Genomic DNA, 23784 nt, shown 5'->3' with positions numbered 1-23784 from the left:
CACTCCTTCTCTACTCGTTGCAAAAGACTATTCCAAATTTACATGATGATGTTAATTAATAGGTGTTAAAGTATCGTCCGTTGTTTCCGTCGTATCTGTATTTATCGTATCGGCAGAAGTGCTTTTAGCGCCTGTGTTTGGTGCGTTATCACTGCTGGCTTCTGCTGCATTCTCTCCACTTTGAGTTGCACCTGCCCCTCGAAGCATCCCCTGTAAACCAGCAGGAACAGCGTAGGCCGACACCCGAGCAGTCTCTGCTGTCTCTATAAAAAGCTCTGTTCCCGCAGGAATTTCTTTAGCATCTCCACGAACTAGAAAACCACCTGCCAACCCTACAGGACCAAACAGAATGGCACCAATAAAGCTCGTACCAGCAGCTGCTATCTGAGCATTTTCTGCTTTCGCAGCCTTTTTAGACTCCTCGCCTATAGCTACTGGAACGGCTTCCGGTCCCAAAGGCTTTAAAGTATCGACACCTATTTTTATCTCTGCCGGACGCCCAAAACTTCGAGGCTTTGTAACTGACTGGACATGAGCAATAACACGACTTCCTGCCGGAGCTAGAAGAAGGGCCTCTGAAACAAGATCTTCTGCTAACTCTAAATCCACGGGATCACCGGCTTTTACGCCACTCGGGGTAAGGGTTTTCGTAAACTTTACCTTCATAACCCGCGCTGCTGGTATCTCCGCATCCTGCCATTGAACCTGTTCGGAAAGAATAAGACCTAATATTCTCTCTAACCGCATGGCAACTGGTTTATCTGGGTGAGCTGTCCCTTCGAGCATAGATTCAAGCGAATCGACTCTGCGAGTTACAGGACCATACCCATCAATCCGTTGAGAAACAGCCCATTCAGCAATTCCTAATTTAAAAAGCATGGAAGGTTGACCGGAAGTTCCCTTTTCGATGAAATCCAGAATAGCTGTCTGTCGTTCGGCAATACTTCCAGGGAGCTCTCGTCCGAAAAGATCTTTTTCAATATTGCTTAGACGTTCAATCAAGCCACCAGATTTTTCTCGCCCGTAGAGGATATCTTCAACATGATTGAGCGTCTGCAAAGTAGAAGAACTTTCGTCTTCCTGAGCCCCCAAAGGCATACTCCAAGCCCCAAGAAAGAGCACTGTCAAAACTATAAGCGACGCTGATATCTTCTGCAACTTCCTCATAGTGTTCCCTCCTTTTACACCATTGTCGGTACGCTACTTTTCCACCATATTTACCGCAGCCTGTATAAAACCAACAAAAAGCGGATGTGGTTTTACCGGCCGTGACCGAAACTCTGGATGGAACTGAACTGCGATAAACCACGGATGATCTGATATTTCCACGATCTCTACTAAGTCTTTTTTCTTGTACACTCCCGCTACTTTAAGCCCTGCCTTCTCTACGAGATCGCGATATTCGTTGTTAAACTCGTAGCGATGGCGATGCCTCTCATAAACAACTTCTTCATGGTAAGCTTCAAAAGATTTCGTTCCAGGAACGAGAGCGCAAGGATACGCCCCCAACCTCATAGTTCCACCTAAATCAGCCACATCGCGCTGCTCTTCCATTAAGTGTATAATAAGGTTTTTGCCATCTTCCTGCACTTCCGCCGTATTGGCATCTGAAATGCCACATACATGCCGAGCAAAATCAATCACCGCTACCTGCATACCTAAACAAAGTCCCAAATAAGGTATTTTTTTCTCTCGAGCATAACGAGCTGCTTCTATTTTTCCCTCAAGGCCTCGAGCCCCAAATCCCCCTGGTACCAGGACACCATGGACACCCGCAAGCACTTTTTCAGCTCCCTGTTCCTCTATAGCTTCAGCTTCCACTGAGCGGATACGAATTCGTACTTTGTGATAAACTCCTGCATGGTTCAACGCCTCTACAACGCTCAAATAAGCATCTTTATGGTTTATATATTTTCCAACCATAGCTATCTCTACTTCGCCATCAGGATTGCAAAAACTCTGAACAACTTTTCGCCAGTCTTCAAGATCTGGCTCTACCTCGCTTTTTACAGATAAACGATCCATCACTAATGTATCGAAATGCTGATCGTACAAGCTTAAAGGAACTTTATAAATTGTAGGTTCATCAAGAGCTTCTATTACAGCTTCCTTCGGCACATTGCAGAAGAGGGCTATTTTCTCTTTCATCTCATCACATATAGTATAGTGGGAACGACAGACGATGATATCGGGAAGAATGCCTATTCTCCGTAATTCCTGCACACTATGTTGCGTCGGTTTTGTTTTTAGCTCTCTGGCTGCTTCCAAATAAGGCACAAGGGTTACATGACAATATAGTACATTTTCTCTCCCTACACGCGTAGCCATCTGACGAATAGCCTCAAGGAACGGCTGACCCTCTATGTCTCCTACTGTTCCACCTATCTCTGCTATGACAATATCATTATCGTCAGCAGCTTTGAGAATACGTTCCTGAATCTCATTCGTAATGTGGGGAATAACCTGAACCGTTCCGCCGAGATAACAGCCATGGCGTTCTTTCGATATGACAGTAGAATAGATTTTCCCCGTAGTCACGTTGTTATCAGCGGAAAGAGACTCGTCAATAAAACGCTCATAATGCCCCAGGTCTAAATCTGTTTCAGCTCCGTCATTTGTCACAAAAACTTCCCCATGCTGAAAGGGATTCATTGTTCCCGCATCCACATTCAGATAAGGGTCTAGCTTGATAATTGAGACTCTAAAACCTCTTTTCTTGAGAAGCACACCCAGCGACGCTGCTGTAATGCCTTTCCCAAGAGAAGAAACTACTCCGCCCGTAACAAAAATAAACTTTGTCATGGATTGATCCTCCATCCAGGAATAGAAATATCAAAAAAGATGGACCAGGGCCTCAAAAAACTCCCTGGTCCAGTTTAACGAAATAATACTCCCATGTCATGGGGCCATACGCCTATCGAAGAACCTTCAAAGGGTTTATAGGCCTATTATTCATACGTACTTCGAAGTGGAGATGCGGACCTGTAGCTCTCCCTGTAGAACCTACATAAGCTATAACCTGCCCCTGGGATATTTTTTGCCCATTACGTACAGCCAATTTAGAACAATGGGCATATAAAGTCGAATACCCGCCTCCATGGCTCAATACCACAACCCGCCCATATCCACCCATCCAGCCGGAATAAACTACATGTCCCTCTTTGGCCGCCCGAATACGGTATCCACGGGAAGCTTTAATATCGATACCAGTATGGAAACTTTTCCTTCTCGTCACTGGATGCCGACGCCAACCAAAAGGGCTATTAATGCGACCAACTACAGGCCAGCGGAAAGAGCGAGAGTATGTTGCGCCACCAGATTTAGAAGAAGATTTACTTCCTCCGTTATCAGCGTTAAGAACTGAAACTTCAGGACGGGCTTCCGGAAGGAATATTTCCTCCCCTGCCTTCAAGCTGTTTAAATCCATATTCCCATTAACTTCTAAAGTTTTCTCTTTCGATATTTGAAATTTTTTAACAATACCGCCAAGAGTATCGCCTTTTTTCACCGTATAAAAAATACCATCCTGATTAGGGATACGAAGTTCTATTCCAGGTTTTAAAACATTAGGGTCTTTCAAATCATTGCTTCCGAAAAGAGTATCAATTTCGAGACTGAAGGTGTTTGAAATAGACCAAAGGCTATCGCCATTCGCTACTTTATACTTTGTAACATCAAGAGGTTTCACTTTCTCTCGTTTGGCAGCTACTCTAGCCTTTCGAGTTCGTACTTCCTCCAAGACAACATCTACGGCTTCACTGGAAACAGGAATAAGAAGCTGCTGATTTAATGTCAATTTATTAGGATTTTTTAACTCATTAGCACGAGCTATCTCGTCAGCCGACACATTATAACGGCTGGCGATATCTCCGAGAGTTTCTCCTGATTTTACCGTATATTCTTCCCACCGGGGCTTTACTTCAGAAAGAAGAGTGGATTCCGAGTCTCCTTCTTCTCCAGACTCACTTTGATCCTGCCCAGAAGAGTCAGTTTCTGTAACATCTGCACTCTCCCCTTCGCCTGCCATAAGCACTGGCTCTTCTGAATAAGCCGACTCATCAGCAGGAAGAGGTCCAATGCCGCCCTCCTCTTCACTCGCAGCTTCTGGTTCGCTTGCTACCGCTCCTGACATATCGATAACTACAAAACCCGCCGGCACGTGGGTATCTTCTTCATTTTTATCATCGCTATCGTTCTGCTGAAGATTTCCCCAGGCTACCCCTGCGGAACGGTTACTCGCACAAACAGTGAGAAAAACAGCTGTACTGAACATGAGCAGCATAACGATCATAAAACCCATGCGGCCCGATTTAGAATGATTTCCTTTACCTGGAGAATCGTTCATCATCGTCCCCCCTTAACACTCTCAATACTTTATACTACGCCATCTTAATGGTCAACAGGAAATCTTTATTTGTCTGGCTTTTTTTCAGCTTGTCGATAATGAGAGATAAAGCCCCAGCTTCATCAACGTTTACCATCCGACGGCGCAAGAGCCATACTCGGCTCAAGTCATCTTCTGGCATCAGGAGTTCTTCTCGGCGTGTCCCAGATTTCGTAATATCCACAGCCGGGAAAATCCGCTGTTCTGCCAGCTTACGGGAGAGATGAAGTTCCATGTTTCCGGTACCCTTAAACTCTTCATAAATAACATCATCCATACGGCTTCCAGTATCTATCAGTGCCGTTCCCACTATGGTAAGACTTCCTCCTTCCTCTATATTCCGAGCCGCACCAAAAAATCGCTTCGGGAAATAGAGAGCTGCTGGATCCATACCACCAGAAAGCGTCCTCCCAGATGGGGGGACAACAAGATTTGAAGCTCGTGCCAAACGCGTAATAGAATCAAGGAGTAACACTACATCTTTTCCAGTCTCTACCAAACGTTTTGCTTTTTCTAAAGTTAAATTGGCCACTCGCAAATGTTCTTCTGCCGGCCGGTCAAATGTAGAGGCAATAATTTCTCCGTCTACAGACCGAGCCATATCTGTTACCTCTTCAGGACGTTCGTCTATAAGAAGAACCATGAGGATAATATCAGGATGATTGACAGTAACTGCATTCGCTATTTTTTTGAGTACTGTAGTTTTTCCTGCTTTAGGTGGAGAAACCAAGAGAGCCCGCTGACCTTTGCCAATAGGGGCAAAAAGATCAATAAGCCGTGTGGATATTTCATTTTGATCTGTTTCCAGCGTTAATTTGGAGTTCGGGAAGATAGGCGTTAAAGCGCCAAAATGTGGTCTTTTTCTTGCAGCTTCCGGATCGGCAAAATTCACCATTTCCACTCGTAACAACGCTTCATAATGCTCCTGATCTTTAGGGGGACGAACCATTCCCCAGATTACATCGCCATTTCTCAAGCCAAAGCGGCGGATCTGCGAAGCCGAAACATAGATATCATGATCGCTTGGCAGCAGCCCTTTCGGACGAAGAAACCCGTACCCCTCATTCAGAGTCTCAAGGGTCCCACCACCGAACCGATAGTTAAGCTGTTGAGCCTGAGTGCTTAAAATAGCGATGATGAGGTCGTCTTTACGGAGAGCGGAAAAACCTGTAACACCCATGTCTTTAGCAATTCGACGAAGCTCCGTAATTACTTGAGAAGCCAGTTTAGCGTAGGTGTAGCGAGGTTTAGGAACACTTCTTACCTCCACTTCTGTCTCGTTCATCTCGGCCTCTTCCTCTGGTTCATTTTCTGGCTCCTGGGCGCTATTTCCCGACACTGCGTCCACAACCCCATTATCTATAAACTGATTATCTGTCATGGCTTTTGCGATACCCCTCCCAATCAGAAATAAATTGCCGCAACCCCTTCTCTGTCAATGGATGCAGGAAGAGTTGCGTCAAAACTTTAAATGGTACTGTCGCTATATGGGCTCCAGCCAAAGCAACTGCCGTCACATGGGCTGGATGGCGAATACTCGCCGCAATAATTTGTGTATTGATACCCTGCACCTGGAAAATATCCGCTATATCTTGAACAAGGCCAGCCCCATCTTCACCTATATCATCAAGGCGTCCTACAAATGGGCTGACATATGAAGCCCCGGCATTTGCAGCCAAAAGAGCTTGCTGTGGAGAAAACACAAGAGTTACATTCGTAGGAATCTTTTCTTGTGAAAGGACCTTCACCGCACCCATACCTTCTGGCGTCATAGGGATCTTCACCACTATGTTGGGGGAGAGAGAGGCAAGAGACCGACCTTCTGAAATCATGCCTTCCGTATCAAGAGCTATAACCTCTGCACTAACAGGACCATCAACTATACCAGTAATAAGCTGAATAAGATGGTGGAAGTCTGAAGCCCCTTCCTTTGCCACTAGAGATGGGTTTGTTGTCACACCGGAAATCACACCCCAAGAAGCAGCCTGTTTCAGCTCATCAAGATTGGCTGTATCCAAAAAAAACCGCAAGTATATCCCCTCTTTACATTATTATTCATTATTTATAGTTTTGACTCAGTATCGGAAATTTCAAAAGCAAGGCTGGAATAGACGGTTCCATCATAACAAACTTGCACATTATACATTCCCATAGGCAAAGGGGACCCATCTTCCCGAAGAAGGCAAAAGACCTTCACTCCCCTCCCTGGAGAAAGCAAGAGAACCTCGGAGTATATAAGATGGTCACCATAATACCACTTAATGCGTATATTGCTTCTTTTGCTATCCAAAGAGTAGTCAAAAGACAGGCACAGCTGGCGAACTCCAAAAACAAACTGGGAACCAGTATGGAGAGGTCGCATTTTCTCGTCCACTTCATCGCATAAAACTACGTTTTCAAGCTGGAAGGAAGAGTCTGCCGTTCGTCGATTATGTTTTACGGCCCAAAAAGATAAGCCGAGAAGAAGTACTATACAAGAAGCAACCAATAGGAGGAATAATCTCCCATTCCTAGACATTATAACCATCGCCCCTCAATTATGACAAGCTCAGAACGGAAAAAACCTTTTCAGGTCCAGAAAAGCCAAATAGATTATACAACTGGTTCTACAACCAGCAACATGCCTCATATAAAATATAATCAAAGATTCCAGATGGGACGGAGTTGATTTCGTTATGAATAAAAGCTCTCTGGCTTCCAGTATCTCTTTCGGAGCCATTATGGCTGCGTGTGTCACTATTGCAACGTTACTAAGTATTCCAATGCCTGGATTTCGGATCTATTTTAACATGGGAGAAGGAGCTATTTATACCATTGCGCTCCTGTTTGGCCCACGATATGGAGCTCTTTGCGGGGGGATAGGGGCTTCTCTAGCTGATCTTATTTTAGGCTACCCCCTCTGGGCTCCATTTACTCTTATCATCAAAGGATTAGAAGGATATGCAACCGGTAAGCTCCGAAAGAAAAATCGTCTCCTTGCTGTTATAGGAGGAGCCATTATTATGGTTATTGGATACACAAGCATGGCTACCATACTCTATGGCATCCAAGCCGCTCCTATAGAATTTGGGACAGACCTGGCACAAACCGGAATAGGTGCTACCGCAGCTTCCATATTGACTCCTATTATAGAAAAACGCCTGAAGCCTTTTTTTCTGTCGAATTAAAAGCCTTTTTCCATAAAAGGAATAAGTCTTGAACCACATGTTGATGCATGGAAAGAGGGAACCCGTCCACAGAAAGTCCTCTTTTCTTCGTCACGCCATCTACAGCTCCCGCTTTGAAAAGAGCGTGTGCGATACACTCTTCCTCTTCAGGCGAGTGCCCAAGCCATCGCCCCTCCATAAAAGAAAGCAACGTTGCTAATCCGTATCCTCCCCAATTCGATACATCTACAGGGAGAGCCATATCCGCTTCTGTTATAGAAAGAGCATTTTTAAAATCTGGAAGTATATGACATAAAGAAGGGAAGAAATATCCCATACCTGCTTCGTTCCCACCATCGCCTACTGCCAAAACCGGAATTGATTTCTTATGGGCAAGGGCAATAGCATCATCAAGGGGGGCCGTCCATGGCGAAACATCTTCCATGCGCATATTACAATAACCGCCACTAGAATTCTTTCCCAATCGCTCTATATAAATGAGAAGATCAAAAGGAGCGAGAGATAGAAGCTCTTCTCCAGTGGACGCCCCTTTGACAGGCGCCCCTTGCAGACGTGCAGAGGCTTCACAAAGCACTGGCATACATAAAGGATCAGTAACCAAGGAAACACGCCGCCCCGCACGGGACAGAGCGCGCCCCAACACAACAGCCCCTCCTGGCCCATCCGTTTCAGGGGCTCCAGCCTCCGGCACATAAAAACCAGTTATAACAGCAACAGAAGAAGTTCGTTCCAGCATCTTCATAGCATGCTGCCACAAAGAAGGGGTACAAAGCAAAGAAGCTCCGCGTCCCCCTCTATTCGTGCTCACTAAAGCACAAATATCCTGAAAAAAAGTCATCATATGCTCAACTTCTCTACAAGTTCCAGTTTTTCTGGACTGAGTCTTTTCTTTGTCTGCCATGACTCTGCCAAAGGAGTGAGGGCCATTTGATGTGCCATGGTTCCTACCATAACACCATGTTTCCCTTCTATAAGAGATTCTACAGCGAACGCTCCCATCCGAGATGCTAAAACAGCATCGAAAGAAGTGGGGCTGCCGCCTCTCTGAATATATCCCAAAACCGTTACACGAGCATCATACCCCGCCGTATCCTGTAGTTGAGCCCGAAGGGCCGATGCAGACATGGCACCTTCAGCTACAATAATGAGTGAGTGGGTTTTGCCCCTCGCTCTTGTATCGTGAAGCTTATCACATAATTTACCTAAACTAAAGGGAAGTTCTGGAACCACTAGATATTCAGCCCCGCTAGCCACTGCCACTTCGAGGGCGATAAAACCTGCTTCTCTTCCCATGACTTCCACTATAAAAAGCCGATCGTGGCTACTCGCCGTATCACGAAGTTTCTTTACCGCTTCAAGAGCAGTGTTAACTGCTGTATCAAAGCCGATAGTTTCATCTGTACCAGCTACATCATTATCAATAGTTCCTGGAATGCCAATCACAGGGAATCCCTTCTCGTACAACTTTTGAGCTCCACGAAAAGAACCATCCCCTCCAATGATGGCAAGCCCATCAATTCCAGCATTTTTAAGTTGAAAAAAAGCGCGATTGACGCCTTCCTCTGTTTTAAAACGCTCGCTTCGGGCTGTTTTCAAAATAGTTCCGCCTCTATGGATAATACCACCTACCGATGACCGGGTTAGTGGCACAAATTCTCCATCAATAAGCCCTTCAAAGCCTTTCATCACACCTACAGCCTCAAGACGACGATAGATGGAGGTACGCACAACAGCTCGAATAGCGGCATTCATACCAGGGGCATCTCCTCCGCTCGTTAAAACAGCAACCCGTTTCACGTAGTACCGCCCTCCTTTAACAAAAGAGGACGGCACAAAACATGCCGTCCTCTTATCTTCTTCATCATTATTGACGCTGCAACTCGTCTACACGTTTCTGAATCTCTTGCAGTTCTGCATTAACCTTATCAAGTTCGCCCTCAAGATTCTTCTTCTCCTCGTTGAGTTTATCGAGGCGTTTGATCAAACGATCTAGTTCAAGACGAGCGGCAGCTTTACCTGCGTAGAGCTTTTCTGGGTGGTCATCAGCTACATCCCAGATATATTCAATAGACTTACCCATAGTTACCGGACTAATGCCTCCATTTATCGTAAGGCGTACAGACTTTACTCCCTCAAGAATAGGCTTCCCTTTTTCATCATACCGAGGGAAGTACACAAACCCTTCACGCTTACCCTGCAACTTAAAGTTAAAACGCTTGTCGTAATCAACAGGCTGTAGTTTTTTCTTTCCTACCCACAAAGTAAGTTGATCATTAAAAGGCGCCATGTGCAAAGATGGGCCACGATTATCGAAAGCGATAAAAATAGGAATGTACTCGCTCAAATTCAGTGTCTTCAAAAGTTCATACTTATACTGCTCAGACTCGTCAGCTGTCCACAAATTCTTTTGCGCCTCGCTCTGCACTAAGGCCTCTACATATTCAGAGGCATAATAAGACGCCGTCACCCACAGTTCACTGCCTATGTCGTTTTCGTAATGATTGGTCTTCGACCAACGACTCAATATTTTCTCGTCTGCCAAGCCGGGGAAAGCAGATCCCAGCAGGAATAACACGGTACAAGCTCCTATAAGGAATCGTCTCAGCTTCACGCACTGTCCCTCCTCAAGTTCAACACAAACTGGGAGTATTATACACTGCAATAGCCTATGAAAAAAGGGGAACCCAATTTGGGTTCCCCTTTTAGCTACTTAATTAACAACTCAACCAGCTTAGAATACCACGTGGGTACGAAGTCTGATTACGTTATCGTCAGCACCCTTTTCTGTCTGGCTGTTCTCAATCTTATCATAGAGCAACTCGAAAGAAAGAGCTGGGGTGTAGTAGTACTTCACACCAACAGTCCAGTTAGTGGTGTCGTCAACGTTAATACCGTCATAACGAGCGCTTCCGCTCAAATAGCGCTGGAAAGTGCTCCACTTGTCGCTCCACTTCTGGTTCAACTTCACGAACAGAACATTGTCGTAAAGCCCAAGATATTCTCCAGTGACCTTCGCTCCGTAATTATCCCAAGGACCATCGGTCCAAGCACGGAAGTTCTCATCAATGTCCATGTACTCAGCCCAAACAGAGGTAAAGCCAAGAGCTTCCTGTTTGACATCAAGGATAACCTGCCACGCTGCTGGATCATCCTTCGTAGAATTGAAGTCTACTTTTTCACCAGCCTTGTTTTTAATAGTATAAGAAAGAGCGGCAGTGCCAAGATCCATCTGATAGTAAGCCCCTCTGACAGCCCAATTCTCATTGAAGTTTACGCCAAGAGCTGCCCACCAAACAGACTCATCTTCGTTAAGGTCGATATCTTTTTTAATGTAGTTACCAGACATCCAGAACTTCTCGTTAAAGTTAAACTTCGCACGAGCACCAAACTCATAAAAGTCTTTTGCATCTTCTTTGTCATCTACTCTGCTTACATATGCCGCAAAGTTGCCCATGCTGAAAGCCTTATCAAAGTAGAAACCTTTCTGACCTCTGTCTGTAAAGCGAGCATCGTTATCGGTATACAGAGCATCGTCATCTTCCCAGTCAAATATATACTGACCGGCTGTCATAGAAATGTCCCAAGGCATAGCTACATCAATGTAGTAACGCTGCCAAGCTACATTACCATCACTATTGCCCAGACGAGCTGTGAAGGTCACTTTATCGTCAACCTTCTTGCGCATCCAGATACGGTAACGGTTCAGGTCAAAATCGGTGTCGCTACCAGTGGTATAAAGTCCACCTTTGCCTGCTTCTTCATCGGCGAACTTAGCATCGAAACGGAACTCGCCCCAGAATTTCCAGCCGCCAAGGTTCTCTTCAAGAACGGCTACTCTGCTGTCAAGTTTGTCAACCTTCACGCCAAGAGCGTCAAGCTCGTCTTTGAACTCAACAACGAGTTTCTTCAGCATCTCAACATCCTGCTTGCTGGCTTTGTTCATGTCAACAACAGCCAGTGCGCGGGCAACGAGAGAAGCCATTTCATAACGGGTCATGGGCTGGTTCCCTTTGTAGGAGCCATCAGGATAGCCGGAAACTACACCACGAGAAGCAAGCTGGCCTACTGCATCATAGGCCCAATGGTTCATAGGTACATCCATAAACGGATTGGCAGCAAATGCTGGTGCGGCAAACGCAACCAGAACTGCTACTGCAACAAGTGCAAGAATCTTTTTCATATTTGTGCAACCCCCTTGGTTGTCTTTTTTTGTATTTGCGGGATCACACATTCTTTTTGAAGACCTTAGAGAAGTATCCTCGTTTCCTTCTTTTGTCTTCGCAACAGAACTGTGTTTTCTCCGCCCTCAACATCCGCTCCCTCTTTATGGCCGGGGGTTGTCGGCACCTCCTTTCCTGCCTTCAGAGATACTTACGGATGAATGAAGCAATATAATGAACCAAGTTAAATTATCAAAGAACTCAGCAATTTCGCTGGTTATACTACCGTGAAAGTTACTTTATGAAAATAGGACTTCTGTATCATTTCACATAATCCTTCATGCTAACTATGCCTATTAAAGTCCAATATAGTATAGCACCTTTAAAACGGAATGAAAACATGTCGCCAGCCAAACTGTAAATAAGTTGACTTGTTATAGAGGCAAAAATAGCATAATAAATGTATTTACCTTTCTCGTTGCAATTCCCTTTCTGAAAAGCAAGCCAGGCTCCCCGGAGGTGTATGGCAATAACGAGAAGCAATGTAGGAATACCTCCAAAAATAGCAATGTTAAGATACATGCTATGTGCGTCATCCCGATATACGCTCAGTTTTGTTATTTCAGGATTCCACCAGGAAGCATTTACCTGAGCAAAGGCCTGAGAGAAATCACCCCATCCCCACCCTATAAGAGGTTTTTCTTTTATTAGATTCCATGCACCTTTCCAAATATAAATTCGATGAGTAGAAAAGTTATCTATGTCATTTATAGAAAGGATTTGTTGTACTTCTCGCTGAAAATAGGAAGCAAAGGCCACTCCTTTTTCTGGAAGCCATATTGTTAAGACTAAAAACGTTACGACACTACAGGCAAGAAAGGATAAAACAAGAATTTTGATCTCTTTCGAAGATATTCGACTTACCCAAAGTTGCAGAAGAAGGGCAATGCCCCCCGCTATCCATGCTGCTGAGCTAAAACTGACAATAAGAGCAAGAATACTCCCCCAAAAGAGCAGGGCATACCCCCAAGCGAGAAGTCTATTCTCGCTCTCGAAGAAAAGAGCTAAAACAAAGGGTACAATAATACATGCATAAATACCAATCGTATTGATATTAGAAAAAAGCTCTCGCGTGAGAAGAAGCAACTCTCCCCCAATGAGGTGGACAAGAGATAAGGCTATACCTAACGTCCATACATGTTTCCATCGCCTCAAAGCACCTTGCTCTTGAAAAACATAAGCGGCAAGCCATATGGCAAAAGAAAACTCTAATGCTAAAGAGATCCCTTTCCCCCATGAATAAAGATCATGTTTGAATAACGAAGTGGAAACCACAGCCCAAGAAAGGAAAAGCAAGAGAGCCCTCGATATAAAAGGGTCAAGAACGCCTCTGAAAGATTTACCCTTTCGTAAATCCATCCCCAATCCTACGAAAGCAAAAAGCCAACCTAAATAACGTAAAACAGGCCCCCAAGGAGCCATGAAAATAGCAAACAAAAAACCAAATTCAGCCCAAAATATTTGACGCTTCATCTTTATATAAAGCCCCTTTATTCGTGATATGAGAGCACCTGAATGGCAGCGTTAAAGACTATCTCTTGTCTTGTGACCATCACGCCAGCAAAGAAAGCGTTGCATTCAATACTTTTTGTGGAGTAATGGTCTCCATACATGGGAATGAGCATCTCCAGTTTTGACACCCCACATGCGTACATTCAGCTAATAAAGCTACTATATTTTTATAGCCAGCCTCATGAGGCTCAGTGGGGCCAAATAAACCAATAAGGGGAACCCCCAGCTCCTCAGCAAAATGAGAAGGCCCCGTATCACCACCGATTACAAGAGACGCTCGCGCTATCATAGCACCCATTTCCAAGAAAGATAACTGGCCTGTTGCATTGCAGACTTTGTTGTTTCGGGTTTCATGACATAACTGTTCAGATAATCTTTCTTCTGTTGTGCCATGCCCTATAATGCAGATATTCGCGTCGTACCCAGCAAGCATATCCAAGAAACGCACCCAATGGCCGATCGGCCAGCACTTTTCAGGTTTGCTCGCTCCAACAACACAAACGATAAGGGGAGCTTTATCAAATTTGAATTGCTTTCTTATGGTTTCTTTCAATTCATCGGGAATAAAGATATGCGGGCCCTTTTCTCTATGAACATCTATGTTCAGGAAACTCCATGGATCATAGGTAAAATAATTATGAAAAAAAGGGATTCGAGCGTGCCAGCCAATGCACACAGGAGCGCGAGAAAACAGTGTCATGAGTAACGAACGGTCTGTTCCCTTTAAGTCAAGAACTACATCGAAATGCCTCTTCCTTATGTTATTGAGAAGTTTTAAAAAACCTCGGTTCCCTAAAGAACGATCCCAGGAGAGAACATCGTTTACAAAAGGTTGAACTTCCACAAGTTGTTTATAAGGAGAACATGATAACCATGTAACAGAGAGGTCCGGATAACATTTTTTAAGCGCTTTAACACCGGCCATTTTTTGCACAATATCGCCAAAAGCACTATAAGCTATTACAAGGACACGTCCACGAAGAGGTGGTAACTCTTTAATAGCCATGGAATTCCTCCAGTACTCCTCTGCAGGCCTCAAAAACTTTATCTACACTAAGAGCCGCGAGACAACTTCCCACTCCCCGGGTACAATTTTTTCCTTGTAGACACGGTGCGCATGGTACCGGAGGGATGACTGCGCGGTGTACTGTTCCCCACGGCCCATTGATTTGTGGCAGGGACGGGCCATAGATACCGACAACTGGAGTAGAGAGAGCAGCAGCCATGTGTAGAGGGCCAGTATCATTCGACACAACCAAATCTGCTGCTGCAAGCCACGCAGCCAGAGTAGGAAGGGAAAGACGTCCTGAAAGATCAAGCCCTGCGTCTTTTAGTTTTGAAAGAACTCTAGCAGCAAGTTCTTGTTCATAATCGCTATATCCAATGACACCGATCAGCGCACCATATTTTTTCGCCAAGAGACATGCAAGTTCGCCATAAGATTCTACAGGCCAACGTTTGCTAGAATCTGCTCCAGGGTTCAATATAAAAAAAGGTCTCCCTTTTCGAAGAGGGCTCAACTTTTTTTCTACTTCATACTTATTCTGAGGGGATATATAAAGCCTCATATTACGATTCCATATTGGTACTCCCATGGACGATAAAAAATAAAGCCATTTTTCTACTTCATGAATCCTCTTGGGGAAGAAAATTTCTTTCACCGCTAGCAAAGGAGCGTAGAGAGCCCCGCTAACTATGGGCATTAAGGTTTCTCGTAAATCCAGTACGAGATCAAATTGACCTTCTCTCATTTTCTTTATAGCCTTTAAACGCCCAGATATCCCGGAAAAGACTTTCTTACGGTCGTAAAGATCAACATTATCCCACATAGGATCATCCACGAACATGTCGATAACACGTGGAGGAGCCCAAAGCGTGAAATGAGCATCAGGCAATAAACAGCGCAAATTTCTAAGAGCCGCCGTTGCAAAGAGCATATCTCCAATACAAGAAAGGCCTATAACAAGCACTCGAGAAACACGAGATTTTTCTATATTCATATTATTCCTCTGATGATGTTGAAAATAAAAACTTCTATATTCCATTATGTATTTGGATTTAAGCGTTGAGATTCGTCTTTAAGTAACATCTCAAACATTGAGCAACCACAACACATTAGGTAGGCATATGATACGAAGTGGGGGAAACAAGAATTTCCCAATATTTCTCTATTTCCCTAGCTCCGTTTTGTTCTGTACTAAAAATCTATATAAATCCTCGTGCTGACACGCTATGGGTTCCACCCGAAAACGGGCTGCACTTTGAGAGGCACGAAGACCAACCTCGGTGAGATCAGCTTGATCTAAAGCAAAAGAAAGGGCACGACACAAACCATCAACATCACCTGGCTTTACGAGCCAGCCATTTGAACCTTCTTCTAAAATATCAAGGGTTCCACCAATATTTGTAGCAATAGCAGGGAGTCCAGACGCCATGGCTTCCAACAACATGAGACTAAAACCTTCTGGACCACCTGAAGGCTGGACAAAAATATCCGATGCCCAAAGATGCGGGCGAATATCTGAGGCGAATCCCCAAAACGTGGTTCGGTCTTGAAGACAATATTCTTCCACAAGCCTTTCAAGATGTTTTCTTTCTGATCCGTCTCCTACAAGCCAAAGAACCCAATTTTTACTAGATTCAATTTTTGCTGCCGCTTTTATAAGAACGTCAAAAGCTTTCCACTTTACAAAACGCCCCGCACCTAGAACTACTATCTGGCCTTCTTCAATCCCTGCTTTTTCGCGAAGCTCTAACCTCTTCTCTTCATTTCTTATGTAACGCTCAAAGAGTACAGGGTTATGAATAGTAGAGACTTTTTTCTCAGGAATTCCCTGGTCTATCATGTGCTTTGAAACCGCCCGTGAACACCCAACGAGGTGTGTAACATGGGTATAATATTTTGTTTTAGGGTACTTATCGAGAGTCGCCACTACAGGAATACCCAATTTATATCCCCAATAACCGCCAAGAGCCGCTGCCGAGGAAAGGCGGGTATGAATCAGATCAGGTTTTACGCTCTTTACAGTCTTCCCCACTTCCAAGCAAAGAGCCGGAGCCCACGGGAAGGGGGCTTTACAGGTTCGTACCTCAAAATTATGCTCCCGAGCTATAGAGGCTAATGTTCCATACTCCGGACACATAACTACATTACATATTCCCTTTGTTCGCAGAGCATCAAGGAGTTGCATCCAGGGCTGGACCCATGCTAAATTTCCCTCATTTACGTAGTGAAGAACTTTCAATAAATGTCTCCCCCTCACACTGTATATGTCATCAATGCCTTCCTATAAATAGTCTCAACTGTATCAGTCATTTGGTCGAGAGTTGGAATGATGTCAGGGTCAAATTTACAAATTGTTTTTTTTGTATTGATGAAAAACTGCAAAGCATTACTCCAAGCATGAAGATTGCCTGGCGGTAACAACCCTTCATCAGATTTTGCAAGCTCCCGAACCGGCAATATATTTGATGCTATAACTGGAACTTTCATCTGGATAGCCCTGGCCAGAGTAAGGGGCATCCCCTCCCCATACGATGGGAAAAGGAGGCATGAGCAACGCTGCATCCAATAATCGGGATCGTCACGGAAACCATAAAAAGTCACGCGATCTTCCAGATCAAGATCTTTTACACGGTTTTTAAGCTCTTCCATAATAGGTCCGTCACCTAATACATCTAAAGACCAGGAACCTTGCAAACGAGGCAGTACTTCAATTATATCTTGAATTCCTTTTACCTTGGAAAGACGTCCCACGAAAAGGAAACGTGTTGTAACATCTTCGGAGTCCGGCCCCTTCCAATAAAAAGGAGGTTCGGTTAATCCATTGTGTATAACTTGAGTATTTCCAGAAAAACAAGATACCATGCCATCTTCTACAGCATGACTAACGCATATGACTTTAAACGCTTTGCGATAGGGGTAATAGATCCACGGAGATTTATTCCCGAAGAGAACATGGCCTGTCACTATGTACGGTATATTGGCTTTTTTTGAAGCCCACATGGCTATCCACGCAGGGACTCTGGAATGTGCATGGAGAATATTCCATCCCTCTAGTTTCGCTCGATCGGCTATTTTTTGAGCACAAGACCATGCGGTTAAGGGGTTCTTTTTATGGACAGGGAGAATCCATTGCTTCACTTGAGAGTGAAATAGGGAGGTCATTTTCCCTCCTGCCGAAATAATTAACACTTCGTGGCCACGCTCTACTAGCTTTTCAGTCATCCAGAGTAGATGGCGTTCCACGCCCCCTTCCTGAAGTTCTGGGACTAGTTCAATGATTTTCATTCTTTCCACCTCTCTATAATCCACAAAGCGGCACGTCGAGCTTCGTTAAAATCAGTAACAGAGCTCTGATAATCACCATCAAGCTCATCAAGACAATGTGCGGAATACTCTACTAAACACCTTTTTTCTTTCAATGCATCAAAGAGGGTATTGAAACGTGAAATACCCCACGAATAAAAAGGTTTCATACATGTTTGAAGCACCTTTTTTATTCCCTGTCGATGCTCCACTCGCATTAATATAACACGATGCCCTGCCGTTACAGCCTCTGAAACCATGGAGACAGAATCTTCCGTACAAAATACCCTATTGCAGAGCCCCATCATGCCAGGAACAGGATTCATAGGATCTTGGGACGCAAGAAGAAGCATTTTTACCTGAGGGCTTTCTCCCGCCACTTCAATAAGAGCCTGCTCCGCTTCTGCTGATGTTCGTCGTGACGTAGTAATGTAAAGATCTATATTTTTTTCTTGAGCTGCCCTGATAATAGGTGAAATATTTTTGTGCATCCATATGGAGCTTATACAATAATTAGCATCATCGCCACCAATAAGAAGAGCCCAACGACGATGAGATTCTGGAGGATATATGGAAGACAGTTCTTTCGACGCTTCACATAATTTTTCCGGAAAGATCGAGTTAGGGGCACCAAGAGTCGACAAAACGTTTGCTTCTCCTTTCGGCTTATCATGAAGAGGCACTACTGCAAAATCAAAAGGATCCGTACCTATGAAGGACGGAGTCATAAGGGCACAGCTTTTTGACCCCAAATATTTAGAAAGAGCTACGTTAAAAGCCGCTGCACCGCTTCCTGCCGAAATAAAAAGAACGCGTCTCGAATCAACTTTATTTTTTTGAAGATGGAGCTGACATTCTCCCACGAGGGAATGCCCCCCCGATTTTGCAAACCAACAATGCAGCTCTTCTTTGTTCATAGAAGGAAGGCGTCGTCCTTGCAATTTCAAAAGGTAAAATTTCATAAATCCTGAGATTTTAGGGACTTGAAATTCAACAATCTCCGCACCTGTATATTTGGCAAGCCACCCGGCAATCCCTCGGCTTTGAAAAAGATGGCCGCGAATTCCGTCACTGAGGATAATGACCATCTCAGGGGATTGAGACATATACGTTCCTCCTTACAGAGTTATTTTACCCATAATGCGACGAACAGCCTCTAGATCCTCTGGTGTGTCCACGCTCGGACCGCGATGCGTTACTTTCGTCTCTAGTACCTTCATACTGTAGCCATTCTCCAGAATTTTAAGCTGTTCAAGAGACTCTACAGTAGAGAGGGGGGTATTCTCAAGCTCTACATATTTCATGAGAAAATCTTTTCTGTAGCCATATATTCCAATATGCTCATACACAGGAAGAGATGCTTGAACTCTGAAATAAGGAATAGGTGACCGGCTAAAATACAAGGCAAAACCCCTTCTATCCCGTACAACCTTCACCACATTCGGATCAGAGAGAGCCTGCTCGTCTGTAATAGGTGCACACAGGGTGGCAGATACTACCGTTTCATCTTCCATAAGAGCTCCGGCCACCTCATCAATCATCTGAGGGTCAAGCAAGGGCTCATCTCCCTGAATGTTGATCACGAGATCTACATTCATATTTCTAGCCACTTCCGCCACTCGGCTCGTCCCGTTAGGGTGATCTGCCCCAGTAAGTACTGCATTGCCGTTAAAGGCCTGTACAGCCTCCACAATTCTCTCATCATCAGTAGCCACAATAAGAGCACCTATAAGCGATGCGCGGGAAGCCTGTTCATAAACATGCTGAATCAAAGGTTTTCCGCAAATATCAGCGAGAGGTTTCCCTGGCAAACGGGTTGAACCGTAACGTGCTGGAATCACTCCAAGAATATTCATGGTTATAGTCGATACTCCTTTGCTTTCTGGAGAAGCTTTCCCCTATTGAGGAACTTCACTTCATTCACAATCCACTCGCGCATGGCTTTCCCTTCCTCTGTCTCCTGAGAATAGCTCATGAAATCGAGGGATATATTGAGAGCCTCGGCAACTCGCCACGCCATAAGAGGCCATACTTGCCCTATATCACCGATAATGGGAATGCTCCCTTCATGTCGGGCAAAAGCAGACATTTCCATACGGAAAGGAATTCTTGATATTTTAGTTTTAGGAAGCCCCTTATTGATGGCCTCCTGAATCATGGCACTTTGTTTCTGCAGATCCTGAGCTTTTCTCAAGTTTTCGTCGAGGTCAATCCGGATCAATGTCTTATCTCGAAGGCTATAGGTTTGAAGGCCTTTCCACCACGACCAAATGCCGTGACCTGTATAACATTCAAAGGGGCCGTCATGAATTTCCTGGGTCAGGGCTACTGCCGACTCTATAATGATATCGGCATCTCCCAACATATGAGCGATACGCATGGAACGCTCGCAGATAGAAATGCTGTCTCCAATAGCCATCCCGACATGGCCACTTCCAATCATCTGAGGGATACTTACAAGTACTGGAAGTCCTTTTTCCGCTCCAATACCGATCATGGTGTGATGATCGGCCCCCCACCCAGCTACAACTTCAAAGGGGAGACCGTACGCTCGGCATATGGTTAAAATTTCTCCCGCTATCGTTTCATTTCGAAGCCCCATCGGATATGCCATATTACCAGCAGCTTTAAGAACTATATGGCCGTCAACTTTATTCCCCTGTTCAAGGAGCTGTTCATCAAGCACCATTTCTTGACGAATTTGTTGTAGCGCATCGGCCGTAAGCTGCGTGAATTCAAAAACATTGCCACGCGGCATAAAACGTTCTTCGAAGCCGAGGTCTGCTGCATTGCACATTTTGACTTTATCGAGGGCCCCTGCCATTTCATGTCCTACCACAGCAGAACTGGTAGTCACTCCATCGATAATGCCTTTATCCATAAGTTCAGCGATAAGAGTAGTTACCCCCTCGTGGATATTAGGGCCACTACCAGTAGCAACAACAATTTTGCCATTTTGCTTCTTGACCGCAATCATCTTCTCTACCGCTTCATCTAAACTCTCTTGAGAGCGCGAATCAAGATTATTGTAGAATTTTTTTAACAGATCCTTGTTCAGATTCATATGCTCATCTCCTCTCGGATCTCTTTCCACGACGCTCGGGCGGCGCCTCCCACCTGTTCAAAATAAAGGCGCGAGCCTTTTTGAACAGTTTCTCTAAGAGATGGCGAGAGGCTTCCCATCCATCGCTTCGCCATTTCATCTGCACTCCTGACAACTACAGATACATTAAGATCACCCAGCGCTTCTGCCGCTTCAGGGAAATCTTCCATATGAGGGCCATGACACACCGGCACTCGAAAGGCAGCAGCCTCCATAAGGTTCTGTCCACCTTTAGGGACGAGGCTTCCTCCTATAAATGCACTATCAACAACACCATATAATTCAAAAAGAACTCCTATTTTATCTACTATTAAGATAGACCAGCCTTCGGACAAAGAAGAAAGCCGGCAGGTACGAGCAACATTCCCAGCTAATCGCTCTACATCAGCAGCTCTTTCGGGATGACGGGGGACAATAATAAGCCGAGCCTTTGGGAAACGTTCGCGAACAATGCGAAACGCCTTGAGCACTATTTCATCCTCACCAGTGTGGGTACTCCCTGCCAAAAAAAGCGGACGTTCTGTGCCAAGAGTGCTCTGCCAAAAAGAAAGATCTACATCTTTATGGCGCAAACGAAGAGCATCTACTTTGCAATCTCCCGTTACAACTATCTTATGGGCAGATACTCCTAGAGAGAGAAGGTGGTCAGCATCTTTATCAGAACGAACCATAAGGCGGGTAAAACAAGAATAAATATCTCTCCAAAAATGAGCGCTTTTTTTAGCTCTCGCAGAGGTAGACACAGAGAATCTTCCATTAACGAGAAAAGCCGGAATACGCCTCTTCTCAAGTTCCTTCAATAGATTAGGCCATATTTCAGTTTCTATTACCGCATAGGCGCGAGGGTTCATATTATCAAGAGCCCTTTTAATAATCCAAGGGATGTCCCAAGGATAGTATATATGGGTGTTAAAGAGATGGGGAGTCAGTTGATACGCCATAGCACGACCGGTAGGCGTCGTTGTCGAAAGCACTACCGGAATGGAAACCGGATCGGTATGAACCTCTTCTAAAAGAGGCCACGCCGATTGGACCTCTCCCACTGAAACAGCATGAACCCATAAAGGTCTTTCCGAAAACACCCTTTGTTTTTCTGGAGCGTACAGAGCTTTTCTTTCAGACAGCCCTATCTGGTATCTCTTCGCCAACCAAGGGTACACTGCGAGGTAGGCAGCAGACACTAGGGCTCGGTACATACTATAGTTCAGCTTATGCCACCCCCGCCTTTAAAATTTCATGAAGGTGAACTATCCCTATAGGCTTATCATCCTTAACCACAACTATTACAGAAATTTCTTTTTCCTCCATAATACGAACAGCTTCGGCAGCTAGCCGATCAGGCCCTATAGTAATAGGATTTCGCGTCATAGCCCCAGCTACAACATCTGTAAGGCACTCTACCCCTCGCCGAGCTATGAGACGTCTGAGGTCTCCATCCGTAAATATCCCCTCTAATTTTCCATTCTCATTCACAATAATAGTGGCACCATACCCCTTGCTCGTCATTTCGAAAAGGGCGTCACTTACTTTTACGTGGTTTCTGACGACAGGTAATTTTTCTCCCGCTCCCATAACGTCCTCTATTTTTGTAAGAAGCCGGCGCCCCAAGGCTCCGCCAGGATGGAAGAGGGCGAAATCGTCTTCGCCGAGACCGCGAAGCTCCGTAACCATACCAGCCAATGCATCTCCAATGGCTAGCTGTAACGTGGTGCTGCTCGTTGGAGCCAAGTTCAAAGGGTCTGCCTCCCTCTCCACGCTTGAATCAAGAACTATATCCGAGTTTTTCGCTAAAGGAGAAGAGAGCCCCCCTGTGATGGAAACCACTGGAGCGCCAAGACGACGGAAAAAAGGAAGCAACGCCACAACTTCATGGGTACAGCCACTATTGCTGATGAAGAGCCCCACATCTTCTCTGCAAACCATGCCCAGATCGCCATGTGATCCCTCTGCTGCGTGGAGAAAGAAGGAAGGGGTTCCAAGAGAAGCAAGAGTTGCAGCTATTTTCCGCCCAATGAGACCTGACTTACCCATCCCTATAACAACGAGACGTCCTTTACAATCATGTATCAGCCTTGCTGCTTTTACGAGCTCGCTTCCCAGACGCCCAGCTGCCTTGTTTAATTCCTGGGCTTCTTGTTGCAGTACCTTACGCCCGATTTGCAAGAGACATGCATCGTCAAGATCTATACCGGCTCGCTCACGAGGAAGACACACCATGGCTACGCCTCCTCTGCCCAATCTATATCTGTTTTTCCCATTCCCTGTTCTACGGTATACCATAGTTCGCTAATCTGTTGCAAAAAATACTCCAGCTTATGGAGAGGGACCATGTTCGGACCATCACTCTTTGCTTGAGCGGGGTTAGGATGAGTTTCAATGAAAAGACCGTCTATGCCTATCGCAGCAGCAGCTCTGGCCAAAGGAAGGGCAAAACGGCGGTCACCACCACTGGAAGAACCTTTCCCCCCAGGCATTTGCACACTATGAGTCGCGTCAAAAACAACTGCGCAGCCTAGGCTGCGCATGAGTACAAGGGATCGCATATCCACTACTAATTGATTGTATCCCATGGTTGTTCCCCGCTCGCAAAGGATAATGTGAGGATTGTTCGCTTCACGACACTTCTCCACTACTTGTGCCATATCCTGGGGAGCAAGGAACTGAGCTTTTTTTATATGAAGAGGATGCCCCGTTTCAGCGGCCGCCACGAGCAAATCTGTCTGACGGCAAAGAAAGGCTGGAATCTGTAAAATATCTGCCACCTCCGCCACTGGTTCTGCTTGCCACGACTCGTGAATATCGGTGAGAATGGGAACACCTAAACGACGTTTTATCTCAGCCAATTGTTCAAGCCCTTCCTCCATACCAGGTCCGCGGTAACTATGGATTGAGGTACGATTGGCCTTATCGAAAGAAGCCTTGAAGATATAATTCAAATGGAGTTTATCGCATACCTCTTTAGCTTTTGTCCCTACTTCCAACCCTAATTCGAGACTCTCAAGGGAACATGGTCCGGCAATAATGACGAGGGAGTCGCCCCCGACCGTAAAATTTCCAACAGGTACTTTTTGTATCATTCTTCTATCCCC

Annotated in this window: 22 protein-coding genes; 1 reads left to right on the top strand and 21 read right to left on the bottom strand. The window is 45.1% G+C overall.

Going from position 1 to position 23784, the window contains the following annotated elements; genetic code table 11:
- Positions 1-51: 51 nt before the first annotated feature.
- The 6 genes from K360_RS0103400 to K360_RS10950 all read right to left on the bottom strand — a co-directional run bounded on the left by K360_RS0103400 (position 52) and on the right by K360_RS10950 (position 6902).
- Complete coding sequence (locus tag K360_RS0103400) at positions 52-1167, bottom strand: hypothetical protein (protein ID WP_051461094.1); 1116 nt, start codon at positions 1165-1167, stop codon at positions 52-54.
- Positions 1168-1200: 33 nt separating this feature from the next.
- Positions 1201-2802, bottom strand: coding sequence for a CTP synthase (locus K360_RS0103395; RefSeq protein ID WP_024821785.1), 1602 nt, complete (start codon positions 2800-2802; stop codon positions 1201-1203).
- A 112-nt stretch (positions 2803-2914) separates the two neighbouring features.
- Positions 2915-4348 carry a LysM peptidoglycan-binding domain-containing M23 family metallopeptidase gene (locus tag K360_RS0103390; RefSeq protein ID WP_084043857.1) on the bottom strand — a complete coding sequence of 478 codons (1434 nt, stop codon included), beginning with the start codon at positions 4346-4348 and terminating at the stop codon, positions 2915-2917.
- Positions 4349-4379: 31 nt separating this feature from the next.
- Positions 4380-5669: a transcription termination factor Rho gene (gene rho / locus K360_RS0103385; protein ID WP_156923368.1), complete on the bottom strand. Its 1290-nt coding sequence runs from the start codon at positions 5667-5669 to the stop codon at positions 4380-4382.
- Positions 5670-5754: 85 nt separating this feature from the next.
- Positions 5755-6414 carry a fructose-6-phosphate aldolase gene (gene fsa / locus K360_RS0103380; RefSeq protein ID WP_024821782.1) on the bottom strand — a complete coding sequence of 220 codons (660 nt, stop codon included), beginning with the start codon at positions 6412-6414 and terminating at the stop codon, positions 5755-5757.
- 32 nt (positions 6415-6446) lie between these two features.
- Entirely contained in the window at positions 6447-6902 is a 456-nt protein-coding gene (locus K360_RS10950; protein WP_024821781.1) for a hypothetical protein, read from the bottom strand.
- Positions 6903-7059: 157 nt separating this feature from the next.
- Here K360_RS10950 and K360_RS0103370 point away from each other — a divergent pair, with 157 nt between their 5' ends.
- Entirely contained in the window at positions 7060-7551 is a 492-nt protein-coding gene (locus tag K360_RS0103370; RefSeq protein ID WP_024821780.1) for an ECF transporter S component, read from the top strand.
- Here K360_RS0103370 and K360_RS0103365 read toward each other — a convergent pair.
- The 15 genes from K360_RS0103365 to kdsA all read right to left on the bottom strand — a co-directional run bounded on the left by K360_RS0103365 (position 7511) and on the right by kdsA (position 23772).
- The gene (locus K360_RS0103365) at positions 7511-8392 is read right to left on the bottom strand and encodes a DUF4392 domain-containing protein (RefSeq protein ID WP_024821779.1); all 882 of its coding nucleotides are present in this window, start codon (positions 8390-8392) and stop codon (positions 7511-7513) included. The two genes, K360_RS0103370 and K360_RS0103365, sit on opposite strands and share 41 nt — an antisense overlap.
- Positions 8389-9348 carry a 6-phosphofructokinase gene (pfkA, locus tag K360_RS0103360; protein ID WP_024821778.1) on the bottom strand — a complete coding sequence of 320 codons (960 nt, stop codon included), beginning with the start codon at positions 9346-9348 and terminating at the stop codon, positions 8389-8391. Before pfkA ends, K360_RS0103365 begins: the two co-directional genes overlap by 4 nt.
- Positions 9349-9415: 67 nt before the next feature.
- A complete protein-coding gene (locus K360_RS0103355) occupies positions 9416-10162 on the bottom strand; it encodes a coiled-coil domain-containing protein (protein ID WP_024821777.1) in 747 nt (248 codons plus the stop codon).
- A gap of 120 nt (positions 10163-10282) precedes the next feature.
- Entirely contained in the window at positions 10283-11731 is a 1449-nt protein-coding gene (locus K360_RS0103350) for an S-layer homology domain-containing protein (RefSeq protein WP_024821776.1), read from the bottom strand.
- A 301-nt stretch (positions 11732-12032) separates the two neighbouring features.
- Positions 12033-13244 carry an O-antigen ligase family protein gene (locus K360_RS0103345; protein ID WP_024821775.1) on the bottom strand — a complete coding sequence of 404 codons (1212 nt, stop codon included), beginning with the start codon at positions 13242-13244 and terminating at the stop codon, positions 12033-12035.
- A gap of 79 nt (positions 13245-13323) precedes the next feature.
- Positions 13324-14289 (bottom strand): glycosyltransferase family 9 protein, encoded by a 966-nt coding sequence (locus tag K360_RS0103340; RefSeq protein ID WP_024821774.1) that lies wholly within the window; start codon positions 14287-14289, stop codon positions 13324-13326.
- Positions 14279-15283, bottom strand: a complete 1005-nt coding sequence (locus K360_RS0103335; RefSeq protein ID WP_024821773.1) for a glycosyltransferase family 9 protein — start codon at positions 15281-15283, stop codon at positions 14279-14281. Before K360_RS0103335 ends, K360_RS0103340 begins: the two co-directional genes overlap by 11 nt.
- Positions 15284-15451: 168 nt before the next feature.
- The gene (locus K360_RS0103330; RefSeq protein ID WP_024821772.1) at positions 15452-16528 is read right to left on the bottom strand and encodes a glycosyltransferase; all 1077 of its coding nucleotides are present in this window, start codon (positions 16526-16528) and stop codon (positions 15452-15454) included.
- A gap of 14 nt (positions 16529-16542) precedes the next feature.
- A complete protein-coding gene (locus tag K360_RS0103325; RefSeq protein WP_024821771.1) occupies positions 16543-17574 on the bottom strand; it encodes a glycosyltransferase in 1032 nt (343 codons plus the stop codon).
- Positions 17571-18698: a mitochondrial fission ELM1 family protein gene (locus K360_RS0103320; RefSeq protein WP_024821770.1), complete on the bottom strand. Its 1128-nt coding sequence runs from the start codon at positions 18696-18698 to the stop codon at positions 17571-17573. Before K360_RS0103320 ends, K360_RS0103325 begins: the two co-directional genes overlap by 4 nt.
- Before the next feature lie 12 nt (positions 18699-18710).
- Positions 18711-19448, bottom strand: coding sequence for a 3-deoxy-manno-octulosonate cytidylyltransferase (kdsB, locus tag K360_RS0103315; protein WP_024821769.1), 738 nt, complete (start codon positions 19446-19448; stop codon positions 18711-18713).
- 2 nt (positions 19449-19450) lie between these two features.
- Complete coding sequence (locus tag K360_RS0103310) at positions 19451-20656, bottom strand: hypothetical protein (RefSeq protein WP_024821768.1); 1206 nt, start codon at positions 20654-20656, stop codon at positions 19451-19453.
- On the bottom strand, positions 20653-21891 hold the full coding sequence (locus K360_RS0103305) for a 3-deoxy-D-manno-octulosonic acid transferase (RefSeq protein ID WP_024821767.1): 1239 nt from the start codon (positions 21889-21891) through the stop codon (positions 20653-20655). The genes K360_RS0103310 and K360_RS0103305 overlap by 4 nt, the downstream gene beginning before the upstream one ends.
- A gap of 13 nt (positions 21892-21904) precedes the next feature.
- On the bottom strand, positions 21905-22912 hold the full coding sequence (locus K360_RS0103300) for a KpsF/GutQ family sugar-phosphate isomerase (RefSeq protein WP_024821766.1): 1008 nt from the start codon (positions 22910-22912) through the stop codon (positions 21905-21907).
- Between the two features lie 2 nt (positions 22913-22914).
- The gene (gene kdsA, locus K360_RS0103295) at positions 22915-23772 is read right to left on the bottom strand and encodes a 3-deoxy-8-phosphooctulonate synthase (RefSeq protein ID WP_024821765.1); all 858 of its coding nucleotides are present in this window, start codon (positions 23770-23772) and stop codon (positions 22915-22917) included.
- Positions 23773-23784 lie beyond the last annotated feature (12 nt).

Source organism: Aminobacterium mobile DSM 12262 (genome assembly GCF_000526395.1).
GTDB lineage: Bacteria > Synergistota > Synergistia > Synergistales > Aminobacteriaceae > Aminobacterium > Aminobacterium mobile.
This window is presented reverse-complemented; position numbering and strand designations above follow the sequence as displayed.